General features: G+C 57.8%; 14 protein-coding genes. 4 read left to right on the top strand and 10 right to left on the bottom strand.

Annotated elements, in window-relative coordinates; translation table 11 throughout:
* Positions 1-44 precede the first annotated feature (44 nt).
* Entirely contained in the window at positions 45-695 is a 651-nt protein-coding gene (locus tag BVU99_RS15880; RefSeq protein ID WP_072008229.1) for a LysE family translocator, read from the top strand.
* Positions 696-710: 15 nt separating this feature from the next.
* Here the strand turns inward: BVU99_RS15880 and BVU99_RS15885 are convergent, their stop codons facing one another.
* Entirely contained in the window at positions 711-1,487 is a 777-nt protein-coding gene (locus BVU99_RS15885) for an NAD(P)H-dependent oxidoreductase (RefSeq protein ID WP_099817274.1), read from the bottom strand.
* Positions 1,488-1,571: 84 nt separating this feature from the next.
* Here BVU99_RS15885 and BVU99_RS15890 point away from each other — a divergent pair, with 84 nt between their 5' ends.
* Positions 1,572-2,465 carry a LysR family transcriptional regulator gene (locus BVU99_RS15890; protein WP_049295626.1) on the top strand — a complete coding sequence of 298 codons (894 nt, stop codon included), beginning with the start codon at positions 1,572-1,574 and terminating at the stop codon, positions 2,463-2,465.
* Positions 2,466-2,487: 22 nt separating this feature from the next.
* Here BVU99_RS15890 and BVU99_RS25140 read toward each other — a convergent pair whose 3' ends face one another.
* From BVU99_RS25140 to BVU99_RS15910, 5 genes are all read right to left on the bottom strand, one after another.
* Positions 2,488-2,649: a hypothetical protein gene (locus BVU99_RS25140; RefSeq protein WP_162837924.1), complete on the bottom strand. Its 162-nt coding sequence runs from the start codon at positions 2,647-2,649 to the stop codon at positions 2,488-2,490.
* Between the two features lie 141 nt (positions 2,650-2,790).
* Positions 2,791-4,803: a TonB-dependent copper receptor gene (locus BVU99_RS15895; protein WP_337661672.1), complete on the bottom strand. Its 2,013-nt coding sequence runs from the start codon at positions 4,801-4,803 to the stop codon at positions 2,791-2,793.
* Positions 4,804-5,083: 280 nt separating this feature from the next.
* Entirely contained in the window at positions 5,084-5,485 is a 402-nt protein-coding gene (locus BVU99_RS15900; protein ID WP_071826117.1) for a DUF2946 domain-containing protein, read from the bottom strand.
* A 338-nt stretch (positions 5,486-5,823) separates the two neighbouring features.
* On the bottom strand, positions 5,824-7,125 hold the full coding sequence (locus BVU99_RS15905; protein WP_099817275.1) for a sorbosone dehydrogenase family protein: 1,302 nt from the start codon (positions 7,123-7,125) through the stop codon (positions 5,824-5,826).
* A 10-nt stretch (positions 7,126-7,135) separates the two neighbouring features.
* Complete coding sequence (locus BVU99_RS15910; RefSeq protein WP_025302860.1) at positions 7,136-7,561, bottom strand: DUF2231 domain-containing protein; 426 nt, start codon at positions 7,559-7,561, stop codon at positions 7,136-7,138.
* A gap of 168 nt (positions 7,562-7,729) precedes the next feature.
* Here BVU99_RS15910 and BVU99_RS15915 point away from each other — a divergent pair, with 168 nt between their 5' ends.
* Complete coding sequence (locus tag BVU99_RS15915; RefSeq protein ID WP_025302859.1) at positions 7,730-8,188, top strand: YbaK/EbsC family protein; 459 nt, start codon at positions 7,730-7,732, stop codon at positions 8,186-8,188.
* Positions 8,189-8,273: 85 nt separating this feature from the next.
* On the opposite strand, the gene BVU99_RS15920 is transcribed toward BVU99_RS15915, so the two are convergent.
* Positions 8,274-8,651, bottom strand: coding sequence for a VOC family protein (locus BVU99_RS15920; protein ID WP_025302858.1), 378 nt, complete (start codon positions 8,649-8,651; stop codon positions 8,274-8,276).
* Between the two features lie 312 nt (positions 8,652-8,963).
* Here BVU99_RS15920 and BVU99_RS15925 point away from each other — a divergent pair, with 312 nt between their 5' ends.
* On the top strand, positions 8,964-9,341 hold the full coding sequence (locus BVU99_RS15925) for a GrpB family protein (protein ID WP_099817615.1): 378 nt from the start codon (positions 8,964-8,966) through the stop codon (positions 9,339-9,341).
* A 193-nt stretch (positions 9,342-9,534) separates the two neighbouring features.
* Here BVU99_RS15925 and BVU99_RS15930 read toward each other — a convergent pair whose 3' ends face one another.
* The 3 genes from BVU99_RS15930 to BVU99_RS15940 all read right to left on the bottom strand — a co-directional run bounded on the left by BVU99_RS15930 (position 9,535) and on the right by BVU99_RS15940 (position 11,564).
* A complete protein-coding gene (locus BVU99_RS15930) occupies positions 9,535-9,915 on the bottom strand; it encodes a nuclear transport factor 2 family protein (protein WP_025302856.1) in 381 nt (126 codons plus the stop codon).
* Positions 9,916-10,001: 86 nt separating this feature from the next.
* On the bottom strand, positions 10,002-10,514 hold the full coding sequence (locus BVU99_RS15935) for a hypothetical protein (protein ID WP_025302855.1): 513 nt from the start codon (positions 10,512-10,514) through the stop codon (positions 10,002-10,004).
* Positions 10,515-10,553: 39 nt separating this feature from the next.
* Positions 10,554-11,564 (bottom strand): LacI family DNA-binding transcriptional regulator, encoded by a 1,011-nt coding sequence (locus tag BVU99_RS15940; protein WP_049295620.1) that lies wholly within the window; start codon positions 11,562-11,564, stop codon positions 10,554-10,556.
* Positions 11,565-11,629: the final 65 nt, after the last annotated feature.

Raw genomic sequence — 11,629 nt, forward strand, 5'->3', positions numbered from 1 at the left:
GGAATATGATTGCCGTATCCTTTGACTCGCCGGTGATAACCCCCATGCCTTCAGCCGAAACGTTTATTGCTTTTCTTGTTGCACTCACCCTTCTGGAACTCTCTCCCGGACCGGACATGATGCTCACGCTGGCCCGGGGTATCGGCCAAGGCCGTCGCATCGCGCTGCTCAATGTTTTCGGCATGGTTTTTGTCGCCGGTATGGTGCAGGTTTCCATGCTGGTGCTCGGCCTCGCCACGCTGTTGCATAGTTATCCGCTGGCGTTGGACGTATTGCGTTGGGTTGGGGCCGCCTATCTGGTCTGGCTGGGGATAAAAATGCTGAAGGTAAGCCGGCAGCGTTCCGATGCCGTGCTGAAACCCCGGATGATGACCGGGTGGCAGGCGGTGAAAGAAGGGGCAATTAACAGCCTGACCAACCCTAAGTCGCTGCTGTTCATGTTTGCTTTCCTCCCGCAGTTTGTTAACCCTGAAACCGGGCCGGTTTGGTTGCAATTGCTCGTTTTAGGTTCCATTCAGAAGCTGGCCGGGATCCTTTCGCTGGGCTCTGTCGCTATGGCCTCCGGCACCGTGGGGCAATGGCTCGCCCGCAATCCTCGGTTGTTGGTGTGGCAGCAGAGATTTACGGGCTTGGTCATGATGGGATTGGGCGCCAAACTCCTCCTCGGGGGCGGCGCTGCGTCAGCGCCGCGATAAGAGGAGCGGTTCGCGCTATTTCAGGTGAATGCTAAAACCGTCTTGCCCCGGCGCGAGATGTGCTTTCAGCGTCAGCTGCGGGATCAGGTAGTCACCGGCGTTCTGCCGCCGAAACGGAATCGGCTCAGTGTGCCACAGATTATCGAGCCGCTGTCCGAGCTGTTCACACAGGGCGGCGAAGCGCGTCTCGTCGGTCTTTCCGGCACGATAGGTGACAAACGGCGGTAACACCTCCAATCCCGGGTAATACAGTATGCCGTGCTGGATCGGAAACAGGATATCGTCGATCGGCCCGTTAATGCCGCGCGGGGCGTAATGGGATTCCCAGCCACCGGCGCTGACGATCAGCATCGCCCGTTTGCCCGCCAACATACCATCGCCGTAACGGTCGCCCCAATGCGTATCGGAATGCTCACCGACGCCATAGGCAAAACCATAGGCATAGACACGCTCGAACCAGCCTTTCAGAATCGCCGGCATCGAGAACCACCACAGCGGAAACTGCAACAGTACCGCGTCCGCCCAGCGCAATTTTTGCTGCTCCCGTTCGATATCGGCGCTCTGCACGCCGTTGGCAAACGCACGCTGGGAATCCAGCGAAGGATCGAAACGGGGCCCTGATGCGCCTTCCAGGCTGTCGTTGGCGTCAAGTGCCGCTTTCCACTTCATGGCGTACAGATCGGACACCTGTACCTGATGACCGGCCTGCGTCAGACGCTCAACGGCGAAGTTTTTCAGTGAGCCGGTCAGCGACTGCGGCTCCGGGTGGGCGTAAACAATCAGCACATTCATAGCAACTCTCCTTGGGGTGAGAGCTGCAGGTTAGGGCATCACAAGGTATATTAGAAATGAATTGCCGTTATCCCAGGTATAATCATGAATAATTTAAGGCGGCTGGATCTCAATCTGCTGGTGACGCTCGACGCGCTGCTGGCGGAGCACAACGTTACGCGCGCGGCGCAGCGGCTCAATTTCTCTCAGCCGGCAGTCAGCGTGCATCTTGCCAAACTGCGGGCGATCTTTGACGATCCGCTGCTGTTGCCCGGCCCGCGCGGCATGCGTCCGACCGCCAGAGCGGAGCAGCTGCGAGAACCGCTGCGCCAGGCGCTGGCGGCGCTTGAGTTGGCGGTAACGCCGGCGACGCCGTTCGATCCCGCCGTGGCGACCGATACCTGGCGTGTGGCCGCCTTCGACTACGGCGAATCCACCATCGTCCTGCCGGCGCTGAACGGTTTGCGCACGGCGGCGCCCGGCACCCGGCTGGCGGTGCTGGAAACCGCGCCGTCACGCATCGCCAAACTGGCGGAACAGGGGGAGATCGATCTGGCGTTTCACACCCGCGAGGGGTCGCCGCCCGGTTTGCGTCAGCGCACGCTGTTCAGTGAACGCTATGTGCTGGTGGGCAGAGTCGGCCATCCCAAGCTGCATGAAAACCTGACGCTGGCGCAATTTTGCCAATTGGAGCAGGTGATGGTTTCGCCGGACGGCGCCGGTTTCTACGGCATCACCGACCAAGCGCTGGCGGACGTGGGGCTGACGCGGCGCGTGGTGCTTTCCGTGCCGCATTTTCTCTTCGTGATCTCGGTGCTGGCGCAGTCCGATTTGGTGGCGATGCTGCCGGAGCGGCTGGTGCGCAATCAGCCTTTATTGCAACAACTCGAGCCGCCGCTGGCGGTGCCGGGTTTTGAAATGACCATGCTGTGGCACGAAAGATCGCATCGGGATCCCGCGCACCGGTGGCTGCGCGAACATATCGTGCGGTCAGTGTAAGCGGGTTAAACAGCGCGGGAAATTACATGAACAGGAAGCGGTCGGCCAGCGGAACGCCGCGTTCGAGGCGCGGTGGCAACGCGTCGTCGCGATCGTCTGGCTGAGTAGCCTGTGGCGCGACATCGTCGGCTTTTTCGATCATCAGCTCGCCGAGCAGGGCCAGAAAACGAGTGAGCTTTTGCATATTCCCTCCGGATCGTTGATTACGTTGAGGGTGATAGTAATCGCCGCTAAACCGAATGGGAAAAACTTAAAACTCATATCCTAAGAACCGGATCGCATATCGCATGACCGGGCGACGGTTGCCCATCGCCCGGTGGATGGCTTAGAAGGTGACGTTAACCTTGGCCCACAGGGTGCGGCCCGGTTCATTCACCGCGCTGTTGGCCGAATAGCCGAAGGCGCTGTTGCCCGCCAGGTTAAGGTGCTCGCTGTAGGTCTTGTTCAGGATATTATCCAGACCGGCGCTCAGCTTGACGTTTTTATTCACCTTGTAGGCGGCGTTGGCGGAGAGCACGCCGAAGCCGGCGCTTTCGGCAAAGTCTTTGCCCACCACGTTGCCTTCGTTGATCGCCACACGGTGCTGGCTGCTGACCAGACGCCACAGACCGGTGCCGCTCCAGTCGCCGTACTCATAGGTCAGCCCCAAGCGTGCCTCCAGCGGCGGGATCTGCGGCAGCGGGCGGCCGTCGCTGGTGTTTTTACCCCAGGAGTAGGCCAGGCTGGCGTCGGTTTTCCAGTGCTCGCTCAGTTGGTAACCCATGCCCATTTCGCCGCCCATGATGTTGGCGTTGACGTTATCGGCCTGGCTGAGACGCGCATTGTGCGGATCGTATTTGAACAGGATGAAATCATCGACGCGGCCCACATAAGCGGAGACCCAGCCGTTGAAGCGCTTGCCGTTGTACTGCGCGCCGATGTCGAGCTGCGTGGTTTTCTCGCTCTTGACGCTGGAGAACGGATCTTTGCTGCCGTTCGGGCCGAGCTTCGGCGAGAATAACTCCCAGTAATCCGGGAAGCGCTCGGTATAACCGACGCCGGCATACAACATCAGCGGCAGGTCGGCCAGCGTATGCTCAAGACGCATAAAGCCGCTCGGCAGGGTGTCTGAACGCTCCCCATCGCTGCCGCTGCGGAAATTCTCCACCAGGGTGCGATCAAGACGCGCGCCACCGATCAGTTTATCCTGCTCGCTGGTGGACCAGGTCAGCTCACTGAAGGCGCCGTAGCTGTTGAACTGGGCGTCTTTTTCCCAGCTGCCGCGGCTCATGCTGCGGTGGGTGTTGGTCTGCGTGTCCAGGCCGCTTTCAAGCTTCACGTCCTGCCACTGCCAGGTGCCCATCACGCGGCCGCCGACGGTGCGGCGATCGAGCTGCATCGTCATGCCGGAAGACATCATGTGCCCGCCGTGGCCCCCCATGCTCATACCGCCATGGCCGCCGTGCCCCCCCATGCCACCGCTGCCCGGCGAGCGCAGGGTGACGTTGTCCATCACGTGGTTGGCGTAGTTGTAGTAGACCTGCGCTTCCAGCTTATCCAGCACCTCGCCGATGTTGGATTTTTCCACCCGCATGCCCAGGCTTTCGCGCTTGAACTGCGAACCGTCCATGCTGCGGCCGGCATAGCGCGCTTCGCCGTTGCCGCGGCCCATGGTCACTTCCAGCAGCGTATCGTTGTCCGGCGTCCAGCCGAGCGCCAGATCGCCGTTCCACTTGTCCCAGCGCGACGGCACACGCGTATTGGTGCCGTCCTGATAATCGTTGGAACGAGATTTGTTGGCCATCACCCGCAAGTAACCTTGCTCGGCGCCGAGGCTGGCGTCGATATTCTCGTCCCAGCGGCCGTTGGAGCCGGTCAGTACGCTGGCGTTGCCCTTGATACCCGGCTCGTCGAAGCGCGGACGTTCACGTTCGAAACGCACGGTGCCCGCCGACGATCCCGGCCCCCACAGCACCGTCTGCGGCCCTTTGGTGATGGTCAGCAGATCGAAGCTTTCCGGCGAGATGTAAGAGGTGGGCGCATCCATTCTCGATGGGCAGGCGCCCAGCATTTCCGAACCGTCGGTGAGGATCTTCAACCGCGAACCGAACATGCCGCGGAACACCGGATCGCCGTTGGTGCCGCCGTTGCGGATCTGAGAAAAGCCGGGAATGGTTTTCAGGTAGTCCGAGCCATCGCTGGCCGGCACCGGCTGGCGCGGAGTTTTCGGTGACGTCACGATGGTCAGCGGAGAGTAGAGCGGTGCGGTAACGGTGATCACGTCGCCATCATTAACCTGGACGCCGGTAGGGGGTTGATGCGCCTGCGCCGCGTGGCCAGCCAGCAGGAACAACGGCATGGCGGTGGTAATGGCACGGGTGACGGCGTTCTTTTTATAAGTCGGTTTAAACATCATCTTTCCTTAAGCTAACTCTATTCCGTTCTTGGCCGAGGGATTATTCAGGCGTAGGGCGGCCTGGCGAAAATCACCATCGGTAAATACGGGAGGTTAATTCCATCGACGTGGAAATAACCGGACTAATAATGTCGTCTCGATGATTAACCGTTAGGCGAGTTAATTCCGCCGGGTTGAAGCAATCAACGGCAATACAGAGAACGGCAATGGGTTTGCGGTTAAATCAGAGGAAAGAGACGGGGGGCGCGCGCGGCTGTAATTCGGTGTGAACGACGTGGGCAAACAGGGGAACGAGGTAATGGATCGGCGGCGGGCGTGAAGCCAGCGACTGGGACCAGAACAGCGGGGCGTGGCTCACGTCCAGCAGCGGCGCGTGCAGCAACAGCACGCAGTAGCCGCAGGCGCTGTCGTCCATCATCATCGCCATGTTGTGGTGGCCGCCGCCGTGCTGCATCAGCGCCTGCGAGGCTTTTTCAGGTTCAGACGGCGGCGAATGCATCCCGTGATGCATCGGCATATCCATGCCGCAATCCGCCATGGCGGTCGTTCCAGCACTTCCGGCGCGTACATGCTCCAGGGATCGCGAGACCACCGGCGCAATGAACAGCATCAGAATGGCAAACATCCCTAACCAGGCGGCGGCCCGATTTCGCGATGCAGAGGGCTGAATTAACGACACAATCAACCTAAAAAAAGGGTTAACACAGGGTAGGGAATTGTACTGGTTTATGTCGAAATGTTAAAACCTTTTATTTCTGGTCAACGCTCTGTTGATGAATATATTATCGGATAAGCGCTTTAATTCTGACCAAAGGCTATTTTTTTGCGCCAATGACATGACGGGGGCAATATTAATGACGGAAAAACTGGCGAGCACGATTATTCCGCTTTATGACGATCTGGCTGGCGCAGAGGGATGAGTGACAATGTCACGGGCGAGTTCACCGGAACCCGCCCGTAACCTTACTTCGCGCTGACGCGCCAGACGGTGTTGCCGACGTCATCCGCAACCAGCAAAGCGCCGGTCTTGTCGATCGCCAGGCCCACAGGGGCGCCATAGAGTTCCTTCTCATCATCGGAGACAAAACCTGTCACCACGGCTTTGAGCTTGCCGACCGGCTTGCCTTGTTCAAACGCCACGTAGCTGACTCGGTAGCCGTTCAGCGGCGAGCGATCCCAGCTGCCGTGCTCGCTGACAAAGGCGCCGCCGCGATACTCGGCCGGCAGAGCGCTCGCGGTGTAGAACAGCAGCCCCAGCGGTGCGACGTGCGAGCTGAGGGCGTAGTCCGGTTTGATGGCTTTCGCCACCAGATCCGGCCGCGCCGGCTGCACCCGACGATCGACGTGCTGGCCGAAATAGCTGTAAGGCCAGCCGTAGAAGCCGCCGTCCTGCACCGAGGTCAGGTAGTCCGGCACCAGATCGGCGCCGATCTCGTCACGCTCGTTGACGATGGCCCACAGCTTGCCGTTGTGCGGTTCCCACTGTAGCCCGGTCGGGTTGCGCAGCCCGCTGGCGAAGATGCGGCTGGCGCCGGAGGCGGTGTCCACTTCCAGTACCGCGGCGCGCCGGTACTCTACGGCCAGGCCATTTTCGGTGATGTTGCTGTTGGAGCCGACGCCAACATACAGCTTTTTGCCGTCCGGGCTGGCCAGCAGAGCTTTGGTCCAGTGGTGATTGATCGTGTTCGGCAGATCGGCCAGCTCTTTACCCGGATCGCTGATGCGCGTTTCGCCCGGTTGATAGGCGTACTGCATGATATTGCCGGTGTTGGCCACGTACAGCGTATTGCCAATCAGCTGGACGCCGAACGGGGAATCGAGCCCCTCGAGGAAGACATGCTTTTCCCAGTTGCCGCCGGCGGTCGGGCGCAGAAGGGTGATACGATTGCCCCCTTTACCGCCTTTACCGGACTGGCCTTTCACCAGGCCGGCGATCAGCTGCTTGGGCGTGCTCACCGCTTCCGTGCCCGGCCCGTTGGCCTCCACGACCAACACATCGCCATTGGGCAGCGCGAGCAACTGACGCGGATGAAGCAAATCGTCCGCCACCTTATCGATTTTCAAGCCTTCCGCCACTTTCGGCGTCTGATCTTGTTGCCAGCCAACGCCCTTAGGCACCTGCATCGGCGGCATCAGAAAGTCTTGCGCCGCCGGCAACGTCGGGTCCGGGCCCATTTGTTGCTCTGGCGAAATGACGGCGCTGTTATCGCAGCCGGCCAAGGCCAATACGGCGGAAAGGGTGAGCGCCAGAGATGAGAGCTTCATGAAAACCTCCTTATTTTGCGCGGGCGCCAAGGGCCAGCAGAATATTCGCCAGGCTGAGCAGCGCGACCACGATCGCAGACAGCACCAGGCCTTGGGGCACCACGGCATACGCATCCCGGCTATGCACGAAAGCGTTGATAATGGCGAGAACGATGGCCAACAGGTTCAGCCAGAAATGGAGTTTGACCGACGAACCCAGCAGCCGGCCGCTGCCGAACCATACTTGCACCAGGTTAATCAGGCGAGGAATGATGGCAAAAATCAGGCCGATGGCGATTAGCCAACTGGCGCCATTGACCCACTGAATATTGGCAGTGCAGGCATAAATGATGTCGAAAATTAGCGCCGCGGTGAAAAATCCATAAGGTATCGGGTTGAGCCATTCATAGACGGCCACTGCGGCCGCTGAGGGCCTTGCTGTCGTTTGCGTGGTCATGCAGGCATCTCCATGAAAAATGATGGGTAAAAAGGCCATTGGCCCCTTAAAGCTTTGTTCAGATCCAGCGATTTGAACAATTTTGATTCTCATTTTTAGCATGCGATGTTAAAACCGAAACCATCACTGCGGCATTATCAATGGCTTAGCAATATCAGGAGGAAGGGCATGAGTATAGAGCGCGTTCAGCGATTTCTGGCCGAGCACGCACCGGAGACGACGGTGACGGTGCTGGCAAAGAACACCGCGACGGTAGCGCTGGCGGCGGAAGCCTTTGGCGTGGAGAGCGGGCAGATCGCCAAGACGCTGTCGTTTCGCGTGAACGATGGCGTGGTGCTGCTGGTGATGGCGGGAACCGCCAGAATCGACAACAAGAAGTACAAGCAATTCTTCGGCGTGAAGGCGCGTATGCTGCCGGCGGAAGAGGTTGAAGCATTAACCGGCTATCCGCCCGGCGGCGTTTGCCCCTTTGCCGCACCGGAAACGGTGAGAATTTACTGCGACCGCAGCCTGTGCAGTTACGGTGAAGTGCTTCCGGCAGGCGGCAGCGATAACTCAGGCGTGAGAATTGCGCCGCAACGTCTGGCCAGCATCACCGGAGCGGAGTGGATTGACGTGACAGGGTAACTATAGGTGACCGTATCACAATTACGTTATGTTAAATAGATTGTATTAATTCTTAATTAATAGACTGTTTTAACAGGGAAAATTACTAATCCATCGGGTGATGGCAAACCGCCTCGATATTGTGGCCATCCGGGGCGATCACAAATGCCGCATAGTAATGGGCATGGTAATTGGGCCGCAAGCCGGGCGCGCCATTGTCTTTGCCGCCGGCGTTTAACGCGGCGTGATAGAACGCATCGACCTGTTCACGGCTGCTTGCGGCAAATGCCAGGTGCAGATGCGCCGGTTTTTCATCGGTCTGAAACAGGCATAATGACACGTTATCTCGATCGCGGCACAGCTCAACGCCATAGTCGGGTTCGCCTTCGGCAACGATCTTTACGCCCAGTGGCGCCAGCGCATTGAGGAAAAACGCTTTGCTGAGGGCAAAGTCGCTGACGCCAAATTTCACATGATCAAACATGGGGAGGCTCCTTGAGCGTGAAAGAATGTTCCCATTCAGTATAGCCAACGCCGTGTTGGGCGCAGAAAGCGATGCAAACGCACGCCAATGCGCATTTAACAGGCAAATACTGCCCGTTTAAGTGACGCGTTTGGATGAAATCTGCAGTATCGTAGCCGCCACGTTTTATCAGATTTCACGTAGCGCGATCAAAAAAGCAGAGGATTTTTGGCCAATACCGGCAGGTAGCCGCCATAGAAAATCATGTCCGGTCATCATTACTGGAGCGGGAAATGGCAGAGCGCATACCGGCCGGCATGTTAACGGCAATTCATCAGCAGGCCGGAGCTGCCGGCCAAACCAGCGATTGATATCTTGCTAGAAGTTGAAAGCCTGGCGACGTTGGATGGTTTGAATGACAGGATGCATGATATGAGAGCTACGCCGCGCGGCGAGAACGGCATAGCCGGCAGGCGTTACTACATCAAGGGAAACGGCAATCATGTATTTACTGCAGGAAGTGAACAGGCGATCCGACATTTGGTGTTCAGAGATTATCTGCGCAAGCATCATGGTGTTGCTCAGCAATATGCGGCAATCAAACGTCAGGCAGCAGAAGACAGCCGGCAAAACCCGGCGGCTTATGGCCGGTTGAAAAACGAATTTGTTCAGCGGCATGAGCAGCTGGCGCTGATATGGTTAACCGCATGAGAAAGCCCATGATCAGACCTGGACGGCAGAATCCACATATCATTACTTAGGTGCGCATAATGTATATTATGTTAAATAGAATTACTGGGTACGCACGGGGGTTATCCTGCCCGTCCTTTCTCACCTCACCTTCAAGGCTTATCAGGCTGACATCCTTTTTTATGTTTAAGCCCATCTATCAACCCATCTCAGTTTAACCCTTAGTCGGCGTACCTTGATGAAAGCGCATCTGCCAACCCGCCTTTTCCGTCAGGAGCCAAATCGATGAGCGTTCGGTGCAACGAACGGCGCGGCCCTGCGCGTCATGCTGAAAACTTTTATACGTCAGCAACACGGCGCCTTCACTGATTTGCGCCAGCTTAAAACCTTCGGCGAAAATTGGCGGATAATCCGTTTCCATCTCCAGCGCCGCAACGGTTTGGCATTTGTCATAACGTAGGCCTGAACGACCAATCTCTTCAAAGTCTTCATGCAACAATGCCGCGACATGTTTCGGATCGCAGCGCGTTGTTGGCTGGTGCAGTTCAACCTCAAGCGCCTGAATTTGGCTAAGCCACTGTGCAAAATGGGTCAAAATGCCCTCCTTTTTTGATCGCGCTACGTGAAATCTGGCAAACTTCGGCGGTCAATCTACATCAGAATGACACTCGTGAAACCTGACTATTCCCAGGATTCCTTCTCATAGGGTTTTTGCCAGTTCTTTTCCGTGACGGGTACGAGTTCCCCGTTGAACGTATAGGTACAACAGCGGCATCTCACCGGCACATCTTCTGCGGTGAATGCCGGGTTCACTTTCTGCAGTATCCCGTGATCATCGATGCATAGTCCGCTGTAATAGCTCGACTCACCACAGCAGACATAGCTCTGCCAGTTTTTACGGTGCAGCGCCACCAGGTAAAAAATAGGCGCTTCTTTATCCAACCGACTTACCGCTTCGCTATGTACTTCATTCCAGGGTTGGCCCACTTTACTGAGCAGAAATTGAAATAGCGGCGTGTAATCCATGCCATGTTGTATCTGCCCATGCATACTTTCACGCAGCGGCAACTGCTCATCGTCCACCTGTTTGCCATGGCGTTCCCAGCGGTACTTACCACCGCTGGCGATGGGCCCTCTGGATGTAACGCTTTCTCTTCTATAGAGTTTCTTCTTTCCATCTCGATGTGCTCTCATCAAGCCTCAATAGTGACATTGTCACACAAAAAGAAATCCTTACGCCGGTTTCCCAGCCAAATGCGACCGCCGAACCCGCAATTCCCCGTGCCGCCAAGCGCCGTCTGCCGTGGCGCGATTGTCGAGCAAGCGATTCAAGGCCTCTTCGACCAGCCGGTCAATACGTTGGCTGTAGCTGGTCAGCGCCCAGTTGGCTGAGCCGGCCTCGTCGATATCGTCGAAACCTACCACGGCCATGGCTGACGACGGTGCTACTTGCCTGAGCGCTTCGAGCGCCCCCAGTGCCAGCACGTCGTTCTCGCAGAACAGCGCTTCAACCCGCTCACTTTCCGGCGTTGCCTGCAGGTATTCACTCATCAGTTGGAAACCGCGCTGGCGATCGTAGTGGCCAGCGGTGAGCACCCGATCCAGCTGAAAACCGGCGGCCATCAGTTTGTCGCGGTAGCCTTCCATGCGCAGCAAATGGCTACTTTGCGTATCCGGCCCCTTCATGTAGCCAAAGCGCCGATGACCTTGCTCTATCAGCAGCGTGGCGATCTCTTCGCCAGCGCGGTAGCCGTCGATGTTCACCACATCAATGTGTTCACTTTCCGTATTGCGGCATACCTGCACCAGCGGGATCTGATGCAGATCTTGCGCAATCGCCGCCCACTCTTGGGTTAACACCGTCGCCAGGAACAGAATGCCATCGACCTGCAGCTGGTCGGCCATCGCCATTACCGCCCGGTAGTTTTCCCCGGCGGTGATGTTCAGCAGCAGCGCCATATAGCCGCGGGTTTGCAGCTGTTTGGTGACCATATCGAGCATCATCATCGAATGCGGGTTCTTCATCTCGTCGATGGCTACGCCTATGATGTGCGTGCGTTTTTGCGACAGGCTGCGCGCCAGCAGATTGGGTCGATAGCCCAGCTCGGCCGCCGCCGCCAGTACGCTTTCACGCGCGCTGTCTGAGATCGACGCGCCGGGCGTAAAAGCGCGCGATACCGTCCATTTGGAGACGCCGGCCTTTTCGGCGACGTCGCTGGCGGTGGCTTTGTGGTGTTTCGTCATGGTTGCGTCGATCCCTGCTTCGGTGAAGTCACACTATACCCTGCTCGCTCAGATCCCCTAAGCGC

Source organism: Serratia sp. OLAL2, from assembly GCF_002752475.1.
Taxonomy (GTDB): Bacteria; Pseudomonadota; Gammaproteobacteria; order Enterobacterales; family Enterobacteriaceae; genus Serratia; species Serratia bockelmannii.